The organism is Vibrio sp. J2-3(2022) (assembly GCF_021725735.1).
Lineage (GTDB): Bacteria > Pseudomonadota > Gammaproteobacteria > Enterobacterales > Vibrionaceae > Vibrio > Vibrio diabolicus.
Genome location: NZ_JAKKCK010000001.1, coordinates 1784495 through 1809128 on the forward strand (window position 1 = coordinate 1784495; position 24634 = coordinate 1809128).

At 46.0% G+C, this 24634-nt stretch carries 24 protein-coding genes; 11 read left to right on the forward strand and 13 right to left on the reverse strand.

Annotated features, from left to right (window positions below; translation table 11 throughout):
- The first annotated feature begins 36 nt into the window (after positions 1-36).
- Entirely contained in the window at positions 37-843 is an 807-nt protein-coding gene (locus L3V27_RS07750) for an arylamine N-acetyltransferase (protein WP_046875599.1), read from the forward strand.
- A gap of 80 nt (positions 844-923) precedes the next feature.
- Positions 924-1796 (forward strand): LysR family transcriptional regulator, encoded by an 873-nt coding sequence (locus L3V27_RS07755; RefSeq protein ID WP_020841645.1) that lies wholly within the window; start codon positions 924-926, stop codon positions 1794-1796.
- Positions 1797-1894: 98 nt separating this feature from the next.
- Here L3V27_RS07755 and L3V27_RS07760 read toward each other — a convergent pair whose 3' ends face one another.
- From L3V27_RS07760 to L3V27_RS07770, 3 genes are all read right to left on the reverse strand, one after another.
- Positions 1895-2668, reverse strand: coding sequence for a siderophore-interacting protein (locus tag L3V27_RS07760; RefSeq protein ID WP_237311506.1), 774 nt, complete (start codon positions 2666-2668; stop codon positions 1895-1897).
- Positions 2669-2879: 211 nt separating this feature from the next.
- Positions 2880-4802: a S9 family peptidase gene (locus L3V27_RS07765; protein ID WP_237311508.1), complete on the reverse strand. Its 1923-nt coding sequence runs from the start codon at positions 4800-4802 to the stop codon at positions 2880-2882.
- Positions 4803-5057: 255 nt separating this feature from the next.
- A complete protein-coding gene (locus L3V27_RS07770; RefSeq protein ID WP_237311509.1) occupies positions 5058-5642 on the reverse strand; it encodes a LysE family translocator in 585 nt (194 codons plus the stop codon).
- A gap of 114 nt (positions 5643-5756) precedes the next feature.
- On the opposite strand from L3V27_RS07770, the gene L3V27_RS07775 reads away from it, so the two are divergent.
- Together L3V27_RS07775 and L3V27_RS07780 are read left to right on the forward strand one after the other, a co-directional pair.
- Positions 5757-6197, forward strand: a complete 441-nt coding sequence (locus L3V27_RS07775; protein WP_029862756.1) for an Lrp/AsnC family transcriptional regulator — start codon at positions 5757-5759, stop codon at positions 6195-6197.
- Between the two features lie 215 nt (positions 6198-6412).
- Positions 6413-7591, forward strand: a complete 1179-nt coding sequence (locus L3V27_RS07780) for a lytic polysaccharide monooxygenase (protein ID WP_237311510.1) — start codon at positions 6413-6415, stop codon at positions 7589-7591.
- Positions 7592-7707: 116 nt separating this feature from the next.
- Here the strand turns inward: L3V27_RS07780 and L3V27_RS07785 are convergent, their stop codons facing one another.
- Genes L3V27_RS07785 through L3V27_RS07795 form a run of 3 tightly spaced genes read right to left on the reverse strand, consistent with a single transcriptional unit; the run spans position 7708 to position 9338 of the window.
- Positions 7708-8328, reverse strand: a complete 621-nt coding sequence (locus L3V27_RS07785) for an HAD-IB family hydrolase (RefSeq protein ID WP_237311511.1) — start codon at positions 8326-8328, stop codon at positions 7708-7710.
- A 38-nt stretch (positions 8329-8366) separates the two neighbouring features.
- Complete coding sequence (locus tag L3V27_RS07790; RefSeq protein ID WP_237311512.1) at positions 8367-8678, reverse strand: cupin domain-containing protein; 312 nt, start codon at positions 8676-8678, stop codon at positions 8367-8369.
- A 9-nt stretch (positions 8679-8687) separates the two neighbouring features.
- Positions 8688-9338, reverse strand: coding sequence for a Qnr family pentapeptide repeat protein (locus L3V27_RS07795; RefSeq protein WP_237311513.1), 651 nt, complete (start codon positions 9336-9338; stop codon positions 8688-8690).
- Positions 9339-9834: 496 nt separating this feature from the next.
- Between L3V27_RS07795 and ompW the strand changes: the two genes are divergently transcribed.
- The 3 genes from ompW to L3V27_RS07810 all read left to right on the forward strand — a co-directional run bounded on the left by ompW (position 9835) and on the right by L3V27_RS07810 (position 13205).
- Positions 9835-10479: an outer membrane protein OmpW gene (gene ompW, locus L3V27_RS07800; RefSeq protein ID WP_005391962.1), complete on the forward strand. Its 645-nt coding sequence runs from the start codon at positions 9835-9837 to the stop codon at positions 10477-10479.
- A 213-nt stretch (positions 10480-10692) separates the two neighbouring features.
- Positions 10693-11718: an HlyD family secretion protein gene (locus tag L3V27_RS07805; protein WP_237311514.1), complete on the forward strand. Its 1026-nt coding sequence runs from the start codon at positions 10693-10695 to the stop codon at positions 11716-11718.
- On the forward strand, positions 11715-13205 hold the full coding sequence (locus tag L3V27_RS07810; RefSeq protein ID WP_237311515.1) for an MDR family MFS transporter: 1491 nt from the start codon (positions 11715-11717) through the stop codon (positions 13203-13205). Before L3V27_RS07805 ends, L3V27_RS07810 begins: the two co-directional genes overlap by 4 nt.
- Positions 13206-13301: 96 nt before the next feature.
- Here L3V27_RS07810 and L3V27_RS07815 read toward each other — a convergent pair whose 3' ends face one another.
- The gene (locus L3V27_RS07815; RefSeq protein ID WP_237311516.1) at positions 13302-13547 is read right to left on the reverse strand and encodes a Rho-binding antiterminator; all 246 of its coding nucleotides are present in this window, start codon (positions 13545-13547) and stop codon (positions 13302-13304) included.
- Positions 13548-13727: 180 nt separating this feature from the next.
- Here L3V27_RS07815 and L3V27_RS07820 point away from each other — a divergent pair, with 180 nt between their 5' ends.
- The 3 genes from L3V27_RS07820 (at position 13728) to ygjK (ending at position 18893) form a co-directional block, all read left to right on the forward strand.
- Positions 13728-14864, forward strand: coding sequence for an MBL fold metallo-hydrolase (locus tag L3V27_RS07820; protein WP_065645290.1), 1137 nt, complete (start codon positions 13728-13730; stop codon positions 14862-14864).
- Between the two features lie 455 nt (positions 14865-15319).
- A complete protein-coding gene (locus L3V27_RS07825) occupies positions 15320-16087 on the forward strand; it encodes a hypothetical protein (RefSeq protein ID WP_020841655.1) in 768 nt (255 codons plus the stop codon).
- A 115-nt stretch (positions 16088-16202) separates the two neighbouring features.
- Positions 16203-18893 carry an alpha-glucosidase gene (ygjK, locus tag L3V27_RS07830; RefSeq protein WP_237311518.1) on the forward strand — a complete coding sequence of 897 codons (2691 nt, stop codon included), beginning with the start codon at positions 16203-16205 and terminating at the stop codon, positions 18891-18893.
- A 133-nt stretch (positions 18894-19026) separates the two neighbouring features.
- On the opposite strand, the gene L3V27_RS07835 is transcribed toward ygjK, so the two are convergent.
- From L3V27_RS07835 to L3V27_RS07850, 4 genes are all read right to left on the reverse strand, one after another.
- The gene (locus L3V27_RS07835) at positions 19027-19539 is read right to left on the reverse strand and encodes an O-acetyl-ADP-ribose deacetylase (RefSeq protein ID WP_237311519.1); all 513 of its coding nucleotides are present in this window, start codon (positions 19537-19539) and stop codon (positions 19027-19029) included.
- A 59-nt stretch (positions 19540-19598) separates the two neighbouring features.
- Positions 19599-20024 (reverse strand): VOC family protein, encoded by a 426-nt coding sequence (locus L3V27_RS07840; protein WP_237311520.1) that lies wholly within the window; start codon positions 20022-20024, stop codon positions 19599-19601.
- Between the two features lie 154 nt (positions 20025-20178).
- Positions 20179-21021: a LysR family transcriptional regulator gene (locus L3V27_RS07845; protein ID WP_237311521.1), complete on the reverse strand. Its 843-nt coding sequence runs from the start codon at positions 21019-21021 to the stop codon at positions 20179-20181.
- Positions 21022-21172: 151 nt separating this feature from the next.
- On the reverse strand, positions 21173-22480 hold the full coding sequence (locus L3V27_RS07850; RefSeq protein WP_237311522.1) for a DUF1254 domain-containing protein: 1308 nt from the start codon (positions 22478-22480) through the stop codon (positions 21173-21175).
- A gap of 141 nt (positions 22481-22621) precedes the next feature.
- Here L3V27_RS07850 and L3V27_RS07855 point away from each other — a divergent pair, with 141 nt between their 5' ends.
- A complete protein-coding gene (locus L3V27_RS07855; protein ID WP_237311523.1) occupies positions 22622-23536 on the forward strand; it encodes a LysR family transcriptional regulator in 915 nt (304 codons plus the stop codon).
- A 72-nt stretch (positions 23537-23608) separates the two neighbouring features.
- On the opposite strand, the gene L3V27_RS07860 is transcribed toward L3V27_RS07855, so the two are convergent.
- The gene (locus L3V27_RS07860) at positions 23609-24094 is read right to left on the reverse strand and encodes a VOC family protein (RefSeq protein WP_025522697.1); all 486 of its coding nucleotides are present in this window, start codon (positions 24092-24094) and stop codon (positions 23609-23611) included.
- 138 nt (positions 24095-24232) lie between these two features.
- Positions 24233-24550 carry a DUF4144 domain-containing protein gene (locus L3V27_RS07865; protein WP_046875586.1) on the reverse strand — a complete coding sequence of 106 codons (318 nt, stop codon included), beginning with the start codon at positions 24548-24550 and terminating at the stop codon, positions 24233-24235.
- Positions 24551-24634: the final 84 nt, after the last annotated feature.

Here is a 24634-nt window from a genome sequence, read left to right on the forward strand (position 1 = left end):
GAACGCAATCAACCCATCAGCGAAGTAAGAGTGATTATGAACAAGACGGATCTGAATGCCTATTTAACCAAGCTCGGTTTGCCAAGAGAGCTACCTGCCGATTTAGAAACATTACATAAAGTACACGTGGCACAGCACCGCAGCCTGCCGTTTGAGAACTTTGATATTGCGTTGCAGCGCGGCATCTCTGTTGAGATTGAAGACATCATTCAAAAAACGGTGTATCACTCTCGCGGTGGTTACTGTTTTGAATTGAATGGTTTAATGCTTGAGGTACTCAATACTCTCGGATTTGAAGCACGCAGTTTACTAGGGCGTGTGCATGTGTCGGGCACACCAACTGGCCGTAGTCATCAAATCACGTTGGTGACGCTGGATGAACAAGCATGGATTGTTGATGTGGGCTTTGGCTCCAATACGCCGCGCGCGCCATTGCCGTTTATCCTCAACCAAGTGATTCAGACGGATTTACAAACCTTCCGCTTTGTCGAAGATGCTCAGTTTGGTTACTTCCTTCAAGTGTTGTCAACGGATGGAACGGACACATGGAACAACCTTTATAGCTTCGATTTAGAGTTTGTGTTTGCGGGTGATATCGCGTGTGGCAACTTTTTTACTTCCACTTCTCCTCACTCGCGTTTTACCAGCGCAAGAGTCGCGGCGAAAGCAACAGAAAGTGGGTTGGTGACATTGCTTAACTACACACTCAAATACACCAGCCAAGGTGAGCAGACAGAATTGGAGTTAGAGCCAGGCCAAGCCTATCTGGATGCATTGAAAGAATACTTCGGCATTGAACTTGATGCGCAGTACGGCGATCTTCGTCCGTTGCCTGATGCGTAAAATTCTCCCGTTTTCAAAGCGTAGCGCGACGAGAACATTTTCATCACTATTTGTCTAAAAGAGGTCGACAGGAATACAGCATGGCGAATTGGGAAGGGGTCAGCGAATTTGTTGCTGTGGCGGAAACCAACAGTTTTACCGGAGCAGCAGCTAAGCTGAAAACATCGGTGGCACAAATCAGTCGTCGGGTATCAGCACTTGAAGAACGACTTGCGGTGAAATTGCTGCATCGCACGACGCGAAAAGTCTCCCTGTCTGAAGCCGGACAACTCTATTACCAGCAGTGTAAACATTTGGTGGAAGGGTTAGAACTGGCCGAGCTTGCCGTAACGCAAATGCAGACGGAACCGCGCGGTTTACTGCGCGTGACGGCTCCTGTGACGTATGGGGAAATGAACCTCGCGCCGCTTTTGCATCAGTTTTTGGAAAAGTACCCGCGTGTGGATCTCGATTTAGTGCTGACCAACCAAAAACTGGATTTGATTGAGCAAGGTGTGGATGTGGCGATTCGTCTTGGCCGTTTGCAAGATTCCAGCATGATCGCCAAGCGTCTTTCCTCACGTCAAACCTACGTGTGTGCCAGTCCGATGTACTTGGAGCGTTTTGGTGAGCCACATACGTTGTCGGAATTGGGACGGCATCAGTGCTTGGTTGGCTCGGTCGACTATTGGCACTTTAAGGAAAATAAACGCGATAAATCTTTACGCGTGTCGGGACGGATTAAATGCAACAGTGGTTTTGCTTTGGTGGATGCAGCGAAACGCGGTCTTGGTTTAGTGCAGCTGCCGGATTACTACGTTCAAGAAGCGTTAGACAGTGGTGAGTTAGTCGAAGTACTGACCGATTACCGCGACGATCGCGAAGGCATTTGGGCGCTGTATCCGCAAAGTCGCAATTTGTCGCCAAAAGTGCGGTTATTGATCGACTTTTTGGCGCAAGAGCTTGTTGATTAGCGGCTTAAAGTGCTCATTACAAGGTATGTTGCTAAAACGCCCGGTAATGCCGGGCGTTTTTATTGGGATGAGAGCTGGAATCGAAAAGACATGAACCACTATTGATTGGATTCCGCGTCTTCACGTTTAATCACTTTGTGCCCGTCTTCCGACACGCCTTGTTTCCAATAGCTGCTGATGTAGATATTTTCACGATCAACTTCTTTCTCGTTGCGGAAGTATTGGCGTAGCGCGCGCATTGAATCGAACTCACAGGCACACCATACTGCGGCGTCCCCATCTAGCCATTTTTGTTCGCGTACCGCTTCTGCTAGGGTTTGACCTTCTGTAAGCCAAATTAGCTCTATACCAACTGGTGCGTGCAGAGGCTGGATGTCTGCCGCAGACATCACACTGATCACGGCATAGCCTTTTGCCTCTTCTGGTAGCGTACGAATTTTCGCTGAAAGAGCAGGAAGTGCTGTCATATCGGCGGCCATAAAGAACCAGTCAGCCTCGGTATTCAAATTAGAGATACTGCCTGGACCTACGATATTAATCGTATCGCCTTTTTGTGCGGCCATTGCCCAACGTGCTGCAAATCCGCATTGCAGATCTTGCGTTACGTGTCGGACGAAATCCACTTCGATTGAGCTGGTTTCTGGATGAAAGCGTCGAATTGTGTAAGTGCGCATGATTGGTCGGTCATCGTCGCTTAGCGTGCTCAAATCGGTACCGCCCATCTCATTGAACAATAGCTTGATGTAGCTACCTTCGCAGTCGCGTGGAAACTGGCTTAGCGCTTCACCTTGCAAAGTAATACGCTGCATATTTGGGGTAATTGTCTCTGTATCTGTGACAACAATCGTTTTAGGTTGAGGCTTCTTCTTCATCTTTGACTCTACTCGATAATTATTCTCTTTCTCATTTAAGGTTATCAAGATCTCTCATAAGAGGGTAGTGTCTTTATATAAATTTACACTGTGAATTGAGCTGGATTATTGGAGTATTGCAGTAGTACTGTGGACTGGGTCGAGCAAAATACGTAGAAAAAATAAGAAAGGGCACGCCAACATGCCCTTTCGAACTTAGCGATGTAAAGGCTTACTGAGTCTGCTCAAGTAAATGTGTTTTTAGGAATCTATCCATCGCTTGGTAACCATCAAGACGGTTCTCCAAAGAGCGGAATCCGTGCCCCTCATTTTCCTTCACGATGTATTCGACCTCGACGCCTCGTTCGCGTAGTGCATCAACGATTTGGTCTGACTCGCTCTTCACCACGCGTGGATCTTGTGCACCTTGTAGGACCAATAAAGGTGCCTTAATTTGGTCGACATGGAACACTGGTGAGTAGGCTTTCATCATTTTCGCGTCTTCAGGATCATTCGGATTGCCTACTTGCTCGTGTAACATTGCAAGGAATGGTGCCCAATAAGGTGGAATGGAGTCCATAAAGGTAAATAAGTTAGATACGCCAACGTAGTCGATTCCGCACTTATACAAATCAGGAGTGAATGTCACCCCCGCCAGAGTTGCGTAGCCGCCATAAGAGGCACCATAAATACATACGTTGCCATCTTGTGCGTAACCTTGTTCGGTAGCCCATTTGACACCGTCGGTAATGTCATCCTGCATGGATTGTCCCCATTGCTTAAACGACTTCTCCCAAAACTCGCGACCATAACCAGTTGAGCCCCTGAAGTTCATTTGCAGCACCGCGATACCGCGGTTAGCGAATAATTGCACCTCAGGCTGAAATCCCCAGTGATCACGAGCCCATGGACCGCCGTGTGGGAGCACAAGCAAAGGCAGATCTTTGGCTTCTCGACCCTTCGGCAGCGTTAGGTAGCCATGAATGGTTTCTCCATCGCGAGCGGTGTATTGGATAGGCGTCATCTTCGCCATATGTTCTGGCTTATGCCATGGAGCGTTTTCTGCCAATTTCTCCAATTTGTCTGCTTTACGATCGTAGAAGTAGTAATTCGGTCGATCGACATCGCTGTAGGTGACGACAATCATTTTACTTTCATCTCGCGTCGCACTGGTTACAGAAATTTCCACATTTGGCAGTTTCTCTGAGAGGCGTTCGAAGGTTTGTTGGTAGGAATTATCTAAGAAGTGATAGTGGTTTTTATCTGTCACGTAAGAGACTGAAACCAGCTTATTAAGCGCTTCAGAGTAATGAGCGCTATTCACGTCAACTTCCGGGTGAGAGAAGATTTCTCGTATTTCTTTATTGGCTTTTACATCGTATTCAACGATGGCTGATTTATCACGCGTAATTCGTGATGCCACATATAAGTTTTTGTTGTCCGGCGTGAATGAAATGGGGCTAAAGCTCTCTTTGAAAGTGAGATTTTTTAGCGGCTTAAATTCATCTTCAACCGTATCGCGATATAAAACGGAGGTATTAACACCATCTGATGTGGTGATGACACGAATGTTGCCATCGTGATCGGTACCCCATGAGCGCACATTGCCCGGGTTTTGCGCGACGAGAGTATTTTCGCCTGTTTTTAGATTATGTCGATAGACATCAAAGACTTGCGGGTTACGCTCGTTACTCGAAATCAAAATGTCATCGGGTTGATTGTCTAGTGTGTCGATGACGTATGCCACAACGCCGGATGTCGGTGTGATGGTTTTCTCTTCGCCTGTTTTGACATTAACCGTCACGAGATAAAAGTTTTCATCTCCTCCCGTATCACGAGAGTAAATTACGGTGTCTTCGCCAACCCAGTAGTAGTATGCAATGTCGCGCCCTGTTACGGATGTGACGCGTTTTATCTGATCGGGGTTATCTGTGGGATAAACAAAGACGTTCTTACGGTCTTGCCATGGCTTCATCATTGAGATGTAGTCACCAGCAGGAGAGATTTGATAGCTAGAAACTTCGCTGTTTTTAAAGAAATAATCCACTGGATACTCGGGTGGAATGACTTCAGCATTGGTTGTGGTGGATGTTTGACTGCAACCCGCCAATAATAATCCAAAAGTGGCAGCAAGAATAAGCTTGCGAGTGTGCATTGTGTAACGCTCCTTGTGTAAAGGACCTTAAGCTAATGAGCTTTTGGCCAGGGTGATAGATTCATCGCAGTTACTGCGAGCAAGCAACGAACATTAAAATAGCTGTGGCTTATGATTAGTGTGCTTTTAATAAATAGCGCATTGCTTCGCTACTATGACCCTGGCATTGTCCAAAAGTGGCGTTAGATTGTGATTATTGATTCAGTATCTACCTGAACTTTGTATTAGATCACGGTTTTACGGATATTTTGTCTTCTATATCATTGGGATAGTCGACAGCAGTAAAAGCGCTGCCATCCCATAGTTAAACCCTTTTACACGCCTAGATGTGGTCAACCAGCGTTGAAGTTGCATGCCTGCCGCGGTCCAAAATGTTACCGATGGCAAGTTGGCTAAACAGAAGATACCGGCGATAAAAGTCAGTTCAAGCCAAGAACCGCCACTGGTGTATACCGTAATGGCCGTCAACGCCATCGACCAACCTTTTGGGTTCACCCACTGGAATGCCACCGCCCCTAAAAAAGACATCGGGCGAAAATCGTGTTTTGCTTCGGTTTTGCCGCTCGTGGCGATTTTGTACGTCAAGTACAGCAAATAACTCAAGCTCAATACTTTCAAAATGGAGTGAGTAATCGGGTAAGCGTTGAAGAGGCTCATCAAGCCAATGCCCACCAAAATTAGCATGGCACCAAAACCGAAGGTAATGCCCAACATGTGTGGAATGGTGCGTTTAAATCCAACATTTGCCCCTGAGGTCATCAACATAATGTTATTGGGACCCGGCGTAAAAGTGGAGATAAAAGCGAACAACGCCAAAGCGCCCAGTTGATGATATTCCATAGATTGTTCCTTGAATCTGTTCTCGATAAGTTGAGAACAACTATAAGTAGAACTGAGGTCAATATTGTGCTTTTATTTGATGATTAGAAACTAAATAAGCAATGAAACATCATTATGGATAGATTTGACGAAAGAATATTGCAAGTGCTCAAGCGAGACGGAAGAATCTCCAATGTGGAGCTGTCGGAACGCGTTGGTTTATCTCCGTCTGCAACCTTACGCCGAGTGCAAGATTTAGAGCGTAAAGGCGTGATCAAAGGCTACCGAGCGGTGCTGGATAATCAGCAACTTGGCGTAGGTTTTGTCGCTTATGTGTCGATTGGTTTGGCCTCGCACTCTAAGCAAGCACAGCTTGGTTTTGAAGAACACGTGCGCTTTGTGGATGAAGTGGTGGAATGTCACAATATTACGGGAGCCAATGAATATTTAATACGCGTAGAAACGCAAAGTTTAGCCGCATATAAAGCGTTCCATGCCGATGTACTGGGTGAGTGTGAGCACGTCAAGTCGATCACAACCATGGTGGTAATGGACACACCGAAAGACGAACGTTAGTCGGTCAAGATTGGCATGGTTTTGTGGCACATGAATTTGAAGTGACTCGAAAGAGTCAGTCGAGTATGAGATAAGTACACAACAAATGCTGGAAAGCAGATGGCACTCTTACAATTTCCACCTTTATTCTCACCTTCGAAATAATCTCATCCTGCTAGTTTTGCTTAAACCGCTTGTGTTCATGAGCGGCGAGTCAGCAAATTTAAGGATGAACGATGAAATCACATGTAACACTTCCTCTTTTGAGCTTAAGCGCTGTTGCCGCATTGAGCTCATTTAACGTCAACGCCCACGGCTGGGTAGAATTTCCAAGTGCTCGTCAGAATACGTGTTATTTAGACGGTGGTTTTTGGACCAATGAGATCCCCAACCAAGCGTGTAAAGCGGCTTTTGAAGAATCTGGTGCTTACCCGTTTGTGCAACGCAGTGAAATTGCAGCAAACGTACCAAATTACCGAGATATGGAGCATGTTAAAGCCGTAGTCCGTGACGGCGAACTGTGTTCTGCCGGCGATGCCGCTAAGAAAGGCTTGAACATTCCTTCTCCAAACTGGCAGCGCACCAATGTTACGCCAGATGCAAATAACCAGATTGAATTGGTGTTTTACGGCAAGGCGCCGCACAACCCATCGTACTGGGAATTCTATCTCACCAAGCCGACCTATGATGATTCAAAACCTCTTACTTGGGGGGATTTAGAGCTGATTGACACCGCAGGTGACGTGTATGTTGATGCGGAAAAACGCTACCGTATTCAAGTCACTTTCCCTGCCGATCGCTCCGGCGATGCGGTGCTTTATACTCGTTGGCAGCGCATTGATGTCGCTGGTGAAGGTTTCTACAACTGTAGTGACATTACGTTAAACGGAACAGGTACGACGCCGCCGACTGACCCCGTTGATCCAACCGAACCGGGCAACAATCTGACATCTCTGGGCTACTTTGTTCAGCAAGGTTTTGGACCAGTAGAAGCGGGTGACACCATCCGTTTCCGTACGTTTAATGCGACAGGCAATGAAATTGTTGATATTTCACTGCCAATCAGCGCAAACAATACGACGACTTGGGCGGCAGAAATTGCGGATCAATTTAACGCGCAGCAAACGGGCGATTGGTATGTGGGCATTTGGCATCAAGAGATGAACCACTACATGTTCGATAGTAAGAACGTGAATGCGAACCAAGTATTAGCGCCAAGTGCAGACTTCAGTTATGCGTTGTCACTGATCAAAGCGGATGTACCGCCACCTGTTGAGCCAACCAACTTGTGGAACAAGACGGCCGTTTACAACCAAGGTGATGTGGTGACGCACAACGGCAAAGAATGGACCGCTCAGTGGTGGACGTCTGGTGAGGAACCAGGCACAACGGGTCAATGGGGTGTATGGCGTTAAGCCATTTATTCGGGCCCTGATCAATAAAACCCTTCTCATGTGAGAAGGGTTTGTTTTTTCAGTCTAAAACGACCACTTTGGCAGAGTGGTTGTCTTGAAAATCAGAGCACTTATCGTTATTCGCTTGCTCTCCACTCGATCCAGTTGAGCATCGCGTAGTCTGCCAGTTTGAGCATCGGAATGTCTTCGTGTGTATCACCGTAGGCATAAATAGACGCAAACTCGTCGAGCGAAAACGCCGCCTTAACGCGCGAGACTTTTCTTTCTAAACAGCAATCACCTTGCTGGTAAAAGCCACTCAGTTTTGGCTGCTCTGAGATCAGTTCACTGCACAGCAAGTGGTAACCGTTCGCTTCACACCAAGGCTTGAGATACGCATTGAGTGATGCCGACACCACCACAATGGTATCGCCTCTGTGTTGATGCCACGCCAACCTTTCCATCGCTTCTGGTCGTAAGTACAGCGGGATCACGTCATGGGCAAACTGAGCGCCAATCGCTTCAATTTGCTGCGTTTCTTTCCCTGAAAATGCAATAAAACTGCTGAGCGGACGCATAAGACGAGCGGGTAACACTCCGAGTTTGTACAGCGCATAAAATGGCATGATAGCGACCTTTCCTACTCGCTTGCGCAGGCCATAAGCAGAATAGTGGAGGAAAAGGCTAAACATATCCTCTCGGGTAATGGTGCCATCAAAATCAAACAGTGCCAGTGACGGCTTGGTAGTATCGAGCAAATTCAGCGCCTATTTTTCGATTTAAGATCGTTTTGTGTTTATTGATAAAACACTGCCAACCAAATGGTTTCTTGCGTTGGGTCAGTCCAGCTCACTTTGTGTTTGGTATGCGCCGGAATCGTAACGTGATCGCCTGCCTCAAGTCGTTTCACTACACCTGATTCCAAAGTCAGCTCTCCAGCTCCTTTAAGAACCAATACCCATTCATGTTCTTGTTGATCGTACCAGCCACTTTTGGGCGAGGTTTGCCCTGTTGAGACAATGCGTTCTATACGCAGGTTTTTGTGGGTCAGCAGGTCTTCGAACACTTCCTCGTCGAGGTTATTCGGTAAGTCTTTAAACAGGTTCATGGCCTTTCCTTAGATAATGATCAGTCCAAAAGGCGCAAGCAATTGCTCTTGTTGCCAATCACAAATTTTAACACCAAACAGAGAAACGCGGCGAACATCCAGCCCGTCTAGTTCGACATGAGTCAGATCACACAGCTCAACGTTAAAGGTTCCCCATTGTTCTGGCGAGAATTCGCAGCGAGATAAATCCGAGCCTTTGAGAGTTGCCCCTGCGAGGTTCGCACCGTTCCAACGGTTTTCAAAGAGGTCACATTTTTCTAGTAACACTCGCTCGAAGTTACAGTAGGTGAGGTTGCAGCCAGTAATAAAAGCAGAACAGAAAAACATGGTGTTACTGACGCGATTGGCAAAGTTCGCACCTTGAAAGTTTGCCCCTTTGAGATCGCACTTACGCAGCTCCAAGCCCATACAATTTGCGCCGTTAAACAGGCTCATCGCCAACATACAGTTCGTAAAGCTGGCATCTTTTAAGTTCGCGAAGCGAAAACTACACCCTTCTAGCGCTTTGGATTCGATAAAGCGACAGTCGATGAACTTAGCATCGCGCAGATCGGCATGGTCGAAACTGCACATATAAAAGTGGCAGTTTTTAAAGGTGGCATTCTGAAAATCGTGATGAGAAAAGTTTTCTCGTTCAAAAATGAGATCGGTTTTTAACATGTCTTCTCCTTATCTGCGAGCAGACTAGCACTCCAAGTGACTGATTTTCCAGAAAAATAACTTCTTGTATTTCAGTGTTTTACAAACCCCTCAAATCGCGATTTTAAGGGGTCAAACGAGTGTTCTAAGTGGGTTGTTTTTTGAAAATAGAAGACGTAGAGGAAGAAAAAAGTTTTTGCTAGCTACGAGCCTTAGCGAGAGGATTCGTGTTTTTGAGCATGCATAGCTTCTCACACGCACAGTTTGCATTACAGAATTGTATCCGATTTGCATAATTTGTTGATCGGTATGGCGTTTCTCTATACAAAAAACCTATATTTTTCACAAATTGATTTCCATCAAAATAGTAGGGTTTCTATGTGCTAGATTGCGCGCAGCTCAAAAAAATATAGATGCCCGTGTGCTTCAAGGCGCTGAGTTTACTTGAAATCTAAGGCCAGTCAGCAGGCACACCTTTGGGTACGACATAACGAAGCCCTATAAAAGGAAATAAAAAATGAAAAAAACAATCTGCAGTCTAGCAGTGGTTGCTGCACTCGTGTCACCAAGTGTTTTCGCTCATAAACAAGGTGACTTCGTTCTTCGTGTTGGTGCGGCGTCTGTCGTTCCAAATGACAGCAGCGATAAGATTCTTGGTTCTCAAGAAGAATTGAAAGTGGATTCAAATACGCAGCTTGGTTTGACGTTTGGCTACATGTTCACAGATAACATCAGCCTAGAGCTTCTAGCAGCAACACCATTCAGCCACGATATCTCAACAGATTTGTTAGGTCTTGGTGATATCGCGGACACCAAACATCTTCCACCAACGCTTATGGTTCAGTACTACTTTGGCGAGCCACAAAGTAAATTCCGTCCATATGTTGGTGCAGGTCTCAACTACACCATGTTCTTTGATGAGGGTTTCAATAGCACGGGTAAAGGCGCTGGTCTTTCAGATCTTAAGTTGGATGACTCATTCGGTCTAGCAGCGAATATTGGTGTGGACTACATGATCAACGATCAATGGTTCCTCAACGCTGCTGCGTGGTACGCAAACATTGAAACAGAAGCAACTTACAAAGCAGGTGGAGCGAAGCAAAAAACCGACGTCAAAATTAACCCTTGGGTATTTATGATCAGCGGCGGTTACAAGTTCTAAGAAAAACCAGTAGTTACACGCACATTACTATTATTGGCATGACTTTGGGGGCGGTTACGGGGACTGCCCCTCTTTTTATCCTCGTTTTGATTGCACATCATTTACTCCACTTAGCAACATGCAAAATTGGATCTTTACCTTGCAGATCATTTTATTGTCGGAAGATCGAAAAGTCCTACACTGATCACATAATTGAACAAGTGGACAATATAAATGAGCGGCGACATCGCGAAGCATTCTTCCTCTAGATCTAAGCTGGTAAAAATTCTTTTCTTTACTCTATGTGTTATCGCATTTGGTGCGATGTATTGGTCTTGGCAGTATTCAGATAGTCATCCAAGCACGGAAGATGCCTACGTTAGGGCAAAAATTTTATCGGTAGCCCCTCAAGTAAAAGGCCAAGTGGTTTCTGTGGATGTCAAAGACTTCCAATCTGTTAACAAAGGTGATCTACTGCTGAAGATTGATTCGCGCCCATATCTGTTGGCAGTGAAGCAGGCAAAAGCGGCATACCAATTGGCGGTCCAGCAACATGACGTTGCCGATAAGCAGGTAACTGAAGCCGTTGCGGGCTTAGATGCGGCGCGCTCTAACCTGACAGAAGCGCAAGTGGAGTACAAACGTACGGATTCCTTGGTGAAACGCAAACTGGCGTCGGACCAAGATTTAGATACGGCGAAAAACAAACTAGCCAATGCCCAAGCGAGCTTAGAGCAAGCGCGCGCGACGGTAGAAAAAGCCATTGCGAACCGTGGTGAAGAAGGCGCAGAGGCTGCGGTCGTTCAACAAGCGGCAGCTCAGTTAGCGCAAGCGGAGCTGAACTTGAGTTACACCCACATTACGTCACCAGTGGATGGCATTGCCGGTGAAATCAATACGCACGTAGGCTCGGTCGTTAGCGTGGGTCAAACGCTGTTCCCTGTGATTTTAAAAGACAGCTATTGGGTACGCGCGAACTTTAAAGAAACCGATCTTACTTATATTAAACCTGGCATGCATGCGGATGTGGTGATTGATATGTACCCAGACGTGGTGTGGAAAGCAACGGTAGAACAGCTGTCGCCTGCGAGTGGTACATCGTTCTCCTTGATGCCACCAGAAAACGCAACGGGTAACTGGGTTAAAATCAAACAGCGTTTCCCTGTACGTTTGGCATTAGAAGTACCGGCCGATGCGCCGCAACTTCGCGTGGGTGCGAGCTCAGAAGTCACAATTGATTTGCAAAGTAGCGTGCAATGAGTCATCAAATTACGGCAGACAAACGGGGGATTGCCACCGTCGCCGTGATGCTTTCTGCCATCATGGTGTTAATCGATATGACCGTTGCGAACGTGTCGCTATCGCACATGATGGGCGCATTGGGCGCAACGGCAGACCAAATTACTTGGGGGCTGACGGGTTACAGCATGGCGGAAGCGATCTTCATTCCGATGACCAGTTTCTGGGTGTCGCGCTTTGGTGAACGCAAAGTCATGCTGGTTGCCGTGATCGGTTTTGTGATTGCCAGTGCGCTTTGTGGGCAAGCACAGTCTCTTGAAGAGATGGTGCTATTTCGCATTATCCAAGGCGCTTTCGGCGCGTCGGTGATTCCATTGGCGCAGTCGACGTTAGTGCAGATTTATCCGTACGAGCAAAAAGGCAAAGCGATGGCGATTTTCTCCATCGGCATTTTGCTTGGTCCTATTTTGGGCCCAGTCGTGGGTGGCGTGATCACCGACAATATCAATTGGCGCTGGATTTTTTACATTAACTTGCCATTCGGTTTGATCTGTACCTCTTTGATTTATCGCTATATCCACATCGACAACAAATCCAAACCTAACTTTGACTGGTGGATCATCGGTTACATGGCGTTAGGTGTGGGCGCGTTGCAGTTTGTGTTGGATAAAGGGAATGAAGACGACTGGCTCGACTCACGCATGATTCAGGCGGCGATATTGCTCGCAGTAATGGGATTGGTGATGTGGATCTATCGCAGCTGGAAAACCAAAAGTCCAATAGCGCCATTGTGGCTACTGAAAGACCGAAACCTTATGGTCTCGTCATTGATGATTGCCGTGGTGTCGATGGCGATGTTTGGTCTGACGACTCAACAACCGATGCTGTTGGAAAGCTTGCTGGATTATCCGGTCTCAACCACTGGCTTATTAATGGCACCGCGTGGGTTGGCGTCAGCGGCGATGTTGATTTTGGTGATTACGCTCAATCCGCAATTCGATCCCAGAATCAAAATAGTCTTTGGCTTGAGCTGCATCGGGATTGGTAGTTATTTGATGATGCAATACTCACTGCAGATCGATACATTTTGGATTGTGATGCCGAGTATGATTCAGGGGATGGGGCTTGGCTTAACCTTCTCGACGTTGTCCACCTTGGCGTATTTAACGATTCCGAAAGAGCAATCTGTTGCGGCGGCGAGTATTTACAATCTGTTCCGTACCATTGGTAGTTCGTTTGGTATCTCTATCGCCACCACGTTCCAATATCGAGATAGTCAGCAGCAATGGCATGCGCTGGGAGAGGGTATTAATCCTTATAACCCCAACTTGCATGACTGGGCGGCCAATCAGGGGCTTTCCATTACTGACCCGGTTGCGTTAGACCAATACCAACAGATGTTGCAGCAGCAATCGCAAATGGTCGCGTTTGTGCACACCTTCCAGCTTGTGGGAGTGATGTTCGTGATCATGATGCCGATGCTAGTTTTCATCCGGTCGCGTGAATAACAACAAGTTCAGGTGAACCGTGTAAGAGAACGCTTCTCAAGTTGTGTCAGCTTGAGAGGCGTTTTTTATTGGACGGCGTCAGTGAAAGAAGAACGTTTACTCAAACGTCACTTCGTCAAAATGCGGATTGGCTTTGAGCGCGCGCATTGCGACTAATTGTTCAGTCGGGAAAGCGGTGTGCTCACCATCCATATCTAAAAACAAGCACTCTTGTCGCTGCATGTCGTAGCCTGTGTCGAACGCGTTGCCCTGATGAGTTTCACCATTTTTTAGTGTGATCTCGATAGGGGGCTTAAACATACAGGCGATTTCAATAAAATCGTATTGGCTGCAAGTCACCATAGTTTTCTCCTTTCAAACCGACGCAGTATTCAGAAGGTTTGAGAACCGTATCCTTAAATAGAAGACGTTTGATTGAAACTGAATCTTCATCTTACACCTCATTTTGGTCACGAAATAGACATACACGCACGTTTTAATAAACCTACTGTTGAGCGTTCGCAAGCGAGACAAAACTACGATATGTCTGAGACGATACTTAAGCGCACATACCTAACGAGTGAACAAAAGACACAAAAGCCAAGTTCACTGATTCCGCCTCAAACCTACCATGCGCAGTTGGCGCACCGTGTTCACCACTCGCCTCAATTTGAAAACGGCCGCGTTAAAAACGAGATGCCAAATGTCCCTAGTCCGCAATCGTTCTGGCAGGTTTGTTGGAGTTATCTTGGTGGTAGAACACCGTTGAGTCCTAACGAACATCTGCCACATTCCCCAATTCAACCCACGCAGTTTGCGCAGCGAAGTGAATCGATGCGCCTTACTTGGCTGGGCCATTCCACTATGCTGGTGGAGGTCGATGGCATTCGAATTCTGACCGATCCGGTATTTGATTACGCTTCTCCGTTCATCGCAAAAGCGTGGTTTGAACGCAATATTCCCAATACTCACGCCAGAGATTGTTTGCCGATTCCTGAAATTATCGTGATTTCGCACGATCATTACGACCATTTAGAAGCGTCGACCATACGTTTCTACGCCGATAAACCCGTGACGTTTTATGTGCCCTTAGGGGTTGGTAAGCATCTGATAAAATGGGGCGTTTGCGCAGACAACATCGTGGAATTCGATTGGTGGGATAGCGTGCACTATGCTGGAATCGAACTGATTTGTACGCCCGCTAACCATAATTCGGGTCGTACTTATTTCGATAAAAACTCGACCTTGTGGGCTTCTTGGGTCATCAAAGGCAAAGAAGAGACGCTCTATTTTAGTGGTGATTCAGCTTACGATTCGCACTTTTCTGAGATCGCACAGCGATGTGGGCCAATCGACATTGCCTGTTTGGAAGTGGCTGCCGATGTGAAAGGCCAAGGTTATCCGGTCGAAAACTGGGGGCACATGCAGGCTCATCATACCGTGCAAGCGTTTCGCGATTTAAATGCGAAAAAACTGTTGCCAGTACATTGGGCTACATACGAACTGTTTACTCACCGCTGGGACGAACCGATTTTAGATTTGCTTACCCATTGTCAAAAAGAACATATAACGCTGCTGACGCCAATGCCGGGGCAGAGTTTTTACGTTCATCAAGAACATATAAATAAACAATGGTGGCGAGAAAAAGAAATATGTGAGCCAGATATAATTTTTACTTAATAACATGATCTTACTTCAATAATTATTTTATAAATTAACCTTGTTATTTTCAGAATATAACAAGGTTTTTACTGGTCATTGAAATTAAAAATTTCCATAGATTCACTTTCCAATTGTGATCTCACGCTTTTATAAATCGATTGGTGTCATTTTTTGATACTTTTCATCTGAAAATTTGCGCTCTTATCAGAAAAGTTTTAGTAAAAATCTTTGCCATCTTAATTTTACTCTTCAAAACAATTATACTGACTATTATCTTGATAAGCCCATAGAGCAATGGCTATAACTTGTTCTGGATGGGTAAAATGTATCCAGTTAAAGAAAAGTAAAAAATCTAATGGATAAGACATGTTTTACGCCAACAAGATAGAATATTGAGACCAAAATCACAAGAGTAGGACTCTCTTGAATTTATCATCATGGATGCTGAATAAATAAAATACAGGCATTGTTAGATGAATAATTCTGCAACGTATTTACTTGCTGCTTTACGAGAAAAAATAAAAGAAAAAGGCATTGGATATTCTGAGCTTTCTATTGGACTTGGAATCCCGCTTTCTACTATAAAAAGACAGCTTCACAATACGTCTCTTGGTTTAGATAAAATCTTGTTGTACGCCACGCACCTAGATACGGATTTGGTTGAGTTATCCATGCGAGGTAAGCAGCTGCAGCAAGAGAGTGAACAGTTTATCACCGACACCAACAGTGAGATTTTCCATCAATATCCTCACTTATTTGATTTTCTTTATCTTTTGCGTCGACCTGAGTGGTCTTTAGAAGAGATCGCACGGAGATACCAGCTGAGTGATACTTCCGTTGCGCTCTATTTACGTGCACTAGAAATGATGGATTACATTGAACTGAAAGGGGATAAACACTATCAATTTAAAGATACAGGCCGCTTTATTTTTGAAGAAGGTTCAAATTTAGACACGCTATTTGCACAGCGCTTTCGTGAAGAAGTGTTTAGTCACGATATTCGACCCCCAATTTGTGTTGGACGTATTGCGATTACCGAAGAACAAGAAGAAAAGCTGGCAAATGAAGTGTACAACAAATTAATTGAGTTTGATGTTCAAAATAAAACCAGTGAAAACAGTCAACGACTAAAAAACGTTTTACTCACTTTTACACCTGGTAATCAGATATTTTTGGCTGACACAATTCCGAATATTAATGGCGATTTATTAAAAGCCATCACTATCGCTAAAGAAAAATAAAAGAATAATTATCGGAAGCTTGTGCTTATTTAGTGCGAGCCGGGCTTCTGCACACTAAAAACACTCATTTATATAAATAAGAATATAAAAATAACGTAAATAATAGGGAAAAAGTATGTTTAAAAAGAGCACACTTGCCATTCTGATCGGGGCTACTATTTCGCTTGTTGGATGTGGTTCCAATGATAAAACTGAAATCCGTTTACCACAGGCGCCAACTTCGGAATTTACTAACGTGATTGATCGTACTGGTAATCCAACTTACCTGCGTGATTACGACAGTTATTCGAACCTGAAGTACAACGCGTTGACGGATAACGGCGCGTGGCATGGCCATTTGCTACCTGAAGATGCGGCGGGTTATGGCGCTTTCGGCGGTATTATGCAAGTGACGCAAGAGTACGCACATTTTATGTCTGGCCAAACGTTCGACAAGCTCACGTTGACCGACAAAGTGAGTGGCCAAACTTACGATTTATCGAACGCAGAAGCGAAAGTCTATTCCATTCCAGGTGCGTTAGTGCAGGTGTTGGACTTGGACGATATTCACGTGCAAATGGTGCTGCGCTTCGTGACTGACCGCTCTTCGCTGGTGGAAACGCTCATCACTAACAAAACTGATCGTGATATGAACTTGGCGTTGGAGTGGGACGGCGAGTTGGTGAAATACGCGCTGTCGACGCGCAAAAACCAAACCGTGGCGCAGTACTACCCAGATTACAAGCGCCAGATTTCGACCATCGAAAACGGCATTAAAATTAACTTTAGCGAGATGAAAGACAACTGGGCGATCCGTAATGACCGCGATGCCGAGTTCCGCATTACTCGTTCTCTACCGACGAAGACGTTCACCAACGAAACCTCATTCAGTTCTACCGCGGAGATGAGCCTACCAGCTGAGCAAACATCGGCGGTTTATACGGCGTATTCTAACCTGCACAATGCGAAAGAAGTGCAGTCAGAATCGTTGAAATTGCAAGATGTATTGGCGAATCCAACTCAATACATGGAAGCGTCGAAAGCGCGTTGGGACGGCTATTTAGCGAATGGTCTTATCAACAAAGAAGCGACAGCAGACCAAGCTCGCGTAGCGGTAAAAGCGATGGAGACCCTAAACGGTAACTGGCGCTCTGCGGCGGGCGATATTGAACAAGCGACAGTCACGCCATCGGTGACTGCGCGTTGGTTCTCTGGTAACTTAACGTGGCCGTGGGATTCGTGGAAACAAGCGTACGCGATGGCGCATTTCAACCCAGATGTTGCGATGGACAACATTCGCACGGTATTCCAAGAGCAAGTTCAAGCTGATGACAAGATCCGTCCGCAAGATAAAGGCTACTTGCTGGATGTGTTGACGTACACCAAACCTGTTAGTCGTGGTGGTGCTGGCTCTGAAAACTGGAACGAACGCAATACGAAACCATCGTTGGCGGCATGGTCTGTGATGGAGGTGTATTACGCTCTCGTGAACCAGTTTGATCGCCCAGAAGACGCGCAAAAATTCATTGATGAAATGTATCCGAAGTTGGTGGCATACCACGATTGGTGGCTATCCAACCGCGACCACAACCAAAATGGTGTGCCTGAATACGGCGCGGCAGTAGACCCAGCACACAACACGGAAGAAGGCGTGATGTACGTTTGGGTAGAAACGCGCGATCCTAACTTCACGACCATTATTCCTGCAGAAGACATCATCGAGCAAAACGGCAATTCTTACAAAGTAAAAGGCATGGCGTCTTACAATAAGATTCTCGATGAAGTGGATTACATGACGATTCACGTCGGCGCACAAGAAGCGGCGGGCTGGGAATCGGGCATGGATAACGCGGCTCGTTTTGGCTTTATCTACAATATCCACAACATGAATTCGCAAGCTGAAGACATCAGTAATCCAGACAGAAATGTGGATCAACTTGGTCGCTACGCGGCAAGTGCGTACGGCTTTGATAACAGCATCAAGCTGGAAGGCGAAGAGTGGGTGTACAGCAATACGTCAGCGGAAAACTTAGCGAAACTCGATCTAGCGAAGAAAGATTGGGAAGTTCGTTTTGCAGAAAACCGCACCAACAATAACGCAGCGGACGGTGAGCTGCTTGGCTTCTCTATGCTGCAAGAATCGGTGGATCAAGCCTCTTACATGTACTCAGACAACAAATACTTAGCGGAAATGGCGAAGTTGGTGTCCGATGGCGTAGAAGGTAAAGACCGCGCGCAAGAATTCCTGAACGGCGCAGAAAAAATCAAAACGTACATTAACCAATGTATGTTTGATGAAAGCACAGGATTCTTCTACGACATTCACTTAAATGTGGCTGAAGATGGCACTACTCCTGAACCTCTTGCAAATGGCTGTGCGGGTTTGCCGATTGTAGAGCGTGGACGTGGCCCTGAAGGTTGGTCGCCGCTGTTTAATGGTGCAGCAACGCAAGAGCATGCCGATAAAGTGATCGCGGTAATGCGTGATCAAGACGAGTTCAACACGCCAGATAAATTCCAAGGAACGGGTGTGCCTTTGCCGACCGCATCGCAAACCAACCCTGCTTACGGTAAAGATGTGTACTGGCGTGGTCGTGTATGGCTAGACCAAGTGTACTTTGGCTTCCGTGCGATGGAAAACTACGGCTACAAAGAAGAAGCGATTGCAATGGCGAATGAACTGTTTAACAACGCAGAAGGTATGACGGGTGACATGCCAATTCGTGAAAACTACAACCCAGAGACGGGCGCGGTACAAGGTGCGTCGAACTTCTCTTGGTCTGCGGCGCATTTGTACATGATGTATAACGGATTCTTCAAAAACTAGATCGCACACATTAGGCGCTTTGGATGACCCCCCTAGCATTCGTAGCGCTTAACGAACGATAATTCATTGATAAATAAGACAAACCGGACTGTATTGGCAGTCCGGTTTTTTTATGCCTCTTGTCACACAGATTTTAGTGCTGGGTCAGGGCGTGTTGCCATATCGAAAGCATCTCTTCACTAAACAAGTAAAAGCGCATGTCGAGTACCGCGTATTCCGGTCTTTGACAAACAGCCATCGCGACTTCTGCTGCTTCTTGAGGTGGGTAACCATACACTCCGCAAGAAATCGCAGGCAGTGCCACACTTTGGCAGTGGTTGGCGAGCGCGAGATCCAGCGAGCGTTGATATGCAGATTCCAACACCGCTTTTGGATCGGCGAATTTATCGTAAATCGGGCCAACGGCATGAATGACGTAACGCGCGTTTAAATTGCCAGCCTCAGTAATGCGTGCGTCACCAAACGGACATCGAATACCGCCGACATCATCAACGGCATAACACGCATTGATAAGCGCAGGCCCTGCTGCGCGATGAATGGCACCATCGACGCCACCTCCGCCGAGCATTCTCGGGTTTGCTGCATTCACGATGGCATCGACATGTGCGGTGGTAATGTCGCCTTGGACTAACGAGATCGCGTTCATTTTTTTGAGCCTTCTACAATGATGAGAAACAAATGGTCAGTAACACAGTTAAGTGTAGCTTACTCATAAATCACTTGAGGTTTTAACTCGACGACATTTCCTTCCGGATCATGTATATAGAGTGATCTACCGAACCCTTGTGCGCCATACCGCTGCGCAAACTCTTCGGTTTCAATGCCGTTCGAACGCAGATATTCCAGTATTTCATTTTCGGAAAAAGGCGCTAGTTGCAGGCAAAAATGGTCAATATTACGACCATTTTGAACTGGTGGTTTTCCGCCAAGTTGCCCTAACTCGCTGTCCACCGTCACCACATCAATCAATGCGTTACCAGCCCTAAGCTGGGTTAAACCAAGCTCCATTACTTCGCGCTCGACTGGGCAACCCAAAACATCTCGATAGAAATGCAACATGGCGTCGAGGTTGCACGTTCTTAACACGACATGATCAAGGGCTTGGATTGCGATTGGGTTGTTGGTGGGCATGCTTCACTCCTTTTGTGCGGTTATGGAAAAGTATACGACCTGAACGTCCATATTGATCGTTAAACCATTTTTAACATATGCGCATTTAGTCATAAACAGTGCGTTTAAGAAGAGAGAAAGAGTTTTTGGCGAAACGCCTTGATGTGCGACCGAGTCAGGCGTTTAGGCCTGTAGCAAATTGGTCACGCGCCCAAGCTCGCAAACATTGATGGGAAGTACTGGATTCATCTCGTTTATGGAAAATCAGTTTATAGCTGACCGGTTCGGAAAACATTGGAGTTTGAATGACTTGCAGATTCAAAGCCGATTGCCATTTCTGCGCCAAAGACAGGGGAAGCACGCCTAAGCAATCGTGTTTCGCCACATAAAGCATCATGCCAGAGAGCGATGTTGTCATCATTTCCACATCACGCTCTTGCAGCCCTGGCTGGTGAATTTCGGTGTTGCTAACTGGGAAGTCTTCGTCTCCGACAAACCGACAGTGCTTTTCAGAATAAAACTGTTCTTGTTCGATTTTTCCTGCGATACGTGGGTGATCTTGACGACAAATCACCACCATTGGCTCTTCAAAAATTGATTTACTGATAAACGATGGGTCATGAATGGTCGTTGGGCTAATAATCAAATCGATCTGTTTAAGTCGTAGATCATTCAATAACGAAGGTAAATCCGTATCGGCGCAAATGCTGATCGTGTTGGTTGGTGTGATGCGGTGGATCAGCGCTTCGTTACAGCTCAGGCGGAAAGTACTTTGATCGGAAATGGCATCATTAATCATCGCAAACGCCTGATGAAATTTAGGTAGCAACTGATGCGCTACAGAAGTCAGTTTGATTTGTCGCCCATCCTTCACAAATAACGATTTGTTGGTTTCTTTTTCCAAACGCTTCATGGATGCGCTAATCGCTGGCTGAGTTAGCCCTAGGTGCTCTGCGGCGCGAGAGTAAGATTGATATTCAGCAACAATTAAAAAGGTTTGGATTAGATTAAAATCCATACGATACCTAAATAAAAATAATCACTAGATTGAGTGCGTGGCTCTTTGATTTTGGGGCTAGATGTTTGTCCTAGGCACCCACCTTGAATTAAGCCTCCTTAACGCACTTACGAGCTAAGGAGGCGACAGAGCAGTGGTTCGTTAAAACGAATTACTTAACTACTTTGATTTCAGGCATTTGATACTCACCACTTTGGATTGCATCGTCTGCGCCGTAGAAACGCATGATGGCGTAGAACGGTTTTTCAGGTACTGGCAAGAAGTTTGGATCGTCTGCACGGCCTTGCTCGTTCGCACTCATGTAAATGGTGTAGTAACCGTCTTTGTCCGCTTTCATGGTTCGGTCGCCACGACTGTGACGGTTTAGGTCATTTTTCGCCATCAAACGGTTGTCGTTGCCGTAAATAGTAACAGACCAGAATTCGCTGACGTTCGGCGCCTTAAAGCGCATCACGTAATCATGCTTCGAACCATCCAGTTTTTGACCAGTGCTGTCGAAATCTGATTTACGGTAAGACGCTTCGATAGGTGGTAAGCCCCACTGACCAAGGTAAGTACCTTCTGCAAAAATATCGCGTGGCGCATCGCCCAAGGTATCGCGTGTACCAAGCAACGTACGAGCATCTGTCATTTTAGGTGCAAGTTCGACGAGGTGTTCCATGCCTTTCTTCTCACCAACTTTTGCCAGTTTTAGCTGCTCAGGTGTGAAGTCAGTTTTGCATGGTTCAACGCCGATAGATTGGTATTTGTCCAACCACTGTTTGTCTGCATTGCCCATCGAGCCATCACATAGCACGAAGTTCACGCGTTCAAGCCATGTTGAATTTTTTGGATCTGGATACGTTCTTTGTACTGGTTTTGGACCGTTCTTACCTAAATATTCCGATAGGGTACGAATGTTCCATTGGTCCATGTAGTTATGCGCGACTTTCGCATCTTCGTCATTCACTGCCATGATGCGACCCATCAGCTTCACAAGATTGCTGTCTACGCGAACCACTTCGTCGACAGACGCTGGCACTTCACCTTGCCAATCTTGTGCTGCAAACATGAACTGGCCACCTTTTGTGCCGCGAGTACGAGAACTGAACGCTGCGTTGGTGTAATGGCCCATGTCCATTGTGTGCAAGATCCAGTAACGGCCTTCATCCATACCAGGCACGCTCACAATGACAGGTTCTGCAGCAACATCTAACCAGCCCATAAGGTGAAGCGTATCGTTATTAATGGTTGGGTGAGCGGTGTAAGAGTCATCAGCTAGAGCACGAATATTCTGAAAGCGGTTGAGCGGATAGTTGTTTTCTACCGCCGTGTGATAGAAAAACTTGTACGCTTCATCAATAGAGTAGCCGTAGATATAAGCATCTTCTGCAAGATCAACATTGGTGTTAGCCGCAAATACAGAGCTGGCTCCTAGCGCTGATAATCCCAATAGAGTAACGAGTAATTTTTGTTTCATGGCTGGTTTCATCCATTTGGTTGTGAGGATATGTTTCCAGCTAAGCTTAGTCGTTAACCCGTTTATTACAGAAATGAATTGTGAGTATTTAGTCTATATCAAAAGTGATATGCTTTGAGAAAAGCTAAAGAGATAACGTTGATGAACTTTGATTACAATTTGCTCAAGGTGCTTGCGGTGATTCTTGAAACACGCAACACCACAACGGCTGCGGAGCGTTTGTGCACCAGCCAGCCTGCTGTGAGCCGAAGCTTGCGTAAAATTCGGGATTTGTTTAACGACGACATTTTAGTGCGTAAGGGCACCAATATGGAGCTCACGCCGAAAGCCGAAGAGATCAAAGCGCAGCTTTCTGGGATCATCAACGACATCGACAAGCTGGTGAATGTTTCTCATAGTTTTGATCCCGCGACCGAGAGCAGTGTGATGCGTGTTGCGATCAACTCGTCCATTGCGCAATGGTTTTCTGCCGCGTTTACTCAGCTGCTAGCCAAAGAAGCGCCGTTTATGAACTTGGTGATCGAAGACTGGACGGAAATCACGCCAGACAAAATCGATGCGGGTGAAATCGCTTTTGGAATCAACTATTTCCCTATGGAATTGCCGAAGCATCTGGTTCAGAAAAAAGGCGGGCGGGACGACTTTGCTCTGGCCTGTCGCGCGACGCATCCGCATGGTGGCAAACGCATGTATTTGGATGACATTTCAGAGTACGCGTACGCGGTTCACATCATCCAACATTGGAATGAAAAAGAAGATCACATCTCGCGCTTATTACAGCCTTTTTCAGTTGTCCCAAGAATTCAACTGCGTACCACGCACATCAACACCATTTTGAATTTGGTTGCGGATAGCGATGTGCTGTTTCCTTGTTCGCGTCACTTGATCAATCAGTTAGATAAGCGTTTTTCTTTTATCGAATTTGATGACGCGCTGCCGAAATTAGAGGGTAACTTCGGTTACGTTTACAGCGTAAAGCGCCGTAATGATCCGTTGATATTGTGGGTTAACAATACCGTTGAATCGTTGATGAAGTCGTTAGGCATTGAGTCGTAACAATGGTTGGTGAAACGGTTTGAACAACCGGGTTCGATAACGCACTGCTCCCGGTTGTGTTGCTTGATGTAATTACTCGTATTCAGAAGCGTAAGTTTCTTCATAAGTGTGCGAGTAAAGCTCGAACAGGTTGCCGAATGGGTCTTCTAGATAGACCATTTTCGCAGGCTTGTTATCGTCTTCTGGGTGGTAACGCATGATGTCCATACGAACTTTGCCTCCAAACGCTTCAGTGCGCTTGATTGCACCTTCAAAGTCGTCCGTCTGCAAACAGAAATGGAAGATACCGATGCGAGAAAAATCCACTTCATGGCGCGCTTGACGCTCTTTCATTTCAAATAACTCAAGTCCGATGCCATCGCTTGTCACTAGATGCGCAATGTTGAAGCCTTTAAAGCCCTCACCAAAGACCGCAATACACATTCTGCCAATTGCGGTTTCGCGTTCTTCAATCACTTTCGTGTTGCCCATAACGACTTTTAGACCAAGCGCTTGCGTGTAAAACTCAACCGCTTTATCCATATCTCCGACCATAATACCGACATGATTCATTTTCATTTGTTTGCTCCCAACATGTGTACTTAAACGTTGTCTTGTTTCGATGTGGGAGAGTATATGGTGCGGTGTTAATTACATGAAATTATCATAAATTATAAAAATAATAATTTTATGCAATCATTATGGGCACAGTTCGAGTTAATTGGCTAATGCCTCAACAGCTTGCTGTACCGAGGTGAAGTGAATTTTGATGATGCACCTTTGTGCGAGACTAAACTCATGCGACTGGATGAGTGACGTAACTTCCTCGACGGACAGAGTGCGTTCTTCCGGTTGTAAAACGGTGGCGTTCGAATCGTTGTATTGCAACCCGAACGTGCTGCCATTTGAGTCAATTACGTAATCATCTGGCCCCCAAATGAGCGCTTCGCATTCGGAATCAAGATCGGCATGAGAACGCAAATAGATAAGTTCATCGTCGCCATCGAGTTTCAATAAACATGGCCATGTAACCATGGGGCCTCCAGTGTAGTGGCTAAAATTGTTTCAATGTCTGAAAGGGCAAGGTGAGCGCTGGCTTTCAAGGTGTTGGCCTTAAAC

Excerpts from the sequence above, each read along its gene's own strand:
- L3V27_RS07750 (WP_046875599.1), top strand. The coding sequence starts at position 37 with ATGAACAAGACGGATCTGAATGCCTATTTAACCAAGCTCGGTTTGCCA.
- L3V27_RS07755 (WP_020841645.1), top strand. The coding sequence starts at position 924 with ATGGCGAATTGGGAAGGGGTCAGCGAATTTGTTGCTGTGGCGGAAACC.
- L3V27_RS07760 (WP_237311506.1), bottom strand. The coding sequence starts at position 2,668 with ATGAAGAAGAAGCCTCAACCTAAAACGATTGTTGTCACAGATACAGAG.
- L3V27_RS07765 (WP_237311508.1), bottom strand. The coding sequence starts at position 4,802 with ATGCACACTCGCAAGCTTATTCTTGCTGCCACTTTTGGATTATTATTG.
- L3V27_RS07770 (WP_237311509.1), bottom strand. The coding sequence starts at position 5,642 with ATGGAATATCATCAACTGGGCGCTTTGGCGTTGTTCGCTTTTATCTCC.
- L3V27_RS07775 (WP_029862756.1), top strand. The coding sequence starts at position 5,757 with ATGGATAGATTTGACGAAAGAATATTGCAAGTGCTCAAGCGAGACGGA.
- L3V27_RS07780 (WP_237311510.1), top strand. The coding sequence starts at position 6,413 with ATGAAATCACATGTAACACTTCCTCTTTTGAGCTTAAGCGCTGTTGCC.
- L3V27_RS07790 (WP_237311512.1), bottom strand. The coding sequence starts at position 8,678 with ATGAACCTGTTTAAAGACTTACCGAATAACCTCGACGAGGAAGTGTTC.
- L3V27_RS07795 (WP_237311513.1), bottom strand. The coding sequence starts at position 9,338 with ATGTTAAAAACCGATCTCATTTTTGAACGAGAAAACTTTTCTCATCAC.
- ompW (WP_005391962.1), top strand. The coding sequence starts at position 9,835 with ATGAAAAAAACAATCTGCAGTCTAGCAGTGGTTGCTGCACTCGTGTCA.
- L3V27_RS07805 (WP_237311514.1), top strand. The coding sequence starts at position 10,693 with ATGAGCGGCGACATCGCGAAGCATTCTTCCTCTAGATCTAAGCTGGTA.
- L3V27_RS07810 (WP_237311515.1), top strand. The coding sequence starts at position 11,715 with ATGAGTCATCAAATTACGGCAGACAAACGGGGGATTGCCACCGTCGCC.
- L3V27_RS07815 (WP_237311516.1), bottom strand. The coding sequence starts at position 13,547 with ATGGTGACTTGCAGCCAATACGATTTTATTGAAATCGCCTGTATGTTT.
- L3V27_RS07820 (WP_065645290.1), top strand. The coding sequence starts at position 13,728 with ATGTCTGAGACGATACTTAAGCGCACATACCTAACGAGTGAACAAAAG.
- L3V27_RS07825 (WP_020841655.1), top strand. The coding sequence starts at position 15,320 with ATGAATAATTCTGCAACGTATTTACTTGCTGCTTTACGAGAAAAAATA.
- ygjK (WP_237311518.1), top strand. The coding sequence starts at position 16,203 with ATGTTTAAAAAGAGCACACTTGCCATTCTGATCGGGGCTACTATTTCG.
- L3V27_RS07835 (WP_237311519.1), bottom strand. The coding sequence starts at position 19,539 with ATGAACGCGATCTCGTTAGTCCAAGGCGACATTACCACCGCACATGTC.
- L3V27_RS07840 (WP_237311520.1), bottom strand. The coding sequence starts at position 20,024 with ATGCCCACCAACAACCCAATCGCAATCCAAGCCCTTGATCATGTCGTG.
- L3V27_RS07845 (WP_237311521.1), bottom strand. The coding sequence starts at position 21,021 with ATGGATTTTAATCTAATCCAAACCTTTTTAATTGTTGCTGAATATCAA.
- L3V27_RS07850 (WP_237311522.1), bottom strand. The coding sequence starts at position 22,480 with ATGAAACAAAAATTACTCGTTACTCTATTGGGATTATCAGCGCTAGGA.
- L3V27_RS07855 (WP_237311523.1), top strand. The coding sequence starts at position 22,622 with ATGAACTTTGATTACAATTTGCTCAAGGTGCTTGCGGTGATTCTTGAA.
- L3V27_RS07860 (WP_025522697.1), bottom strand. The coding sequence starts at position 24,094 with ATGAAAATGAATCATGTCGGTATTATGGTCGGAGATATGGATAAAGCG.
- L3V27_RS07865 (WP_046875586.1), bottom strand. The coding sequence starts at position 24,550 with ATGGTTACATGGCCATGTTTATTGAAACTCGATGGCGACGATGAACTT.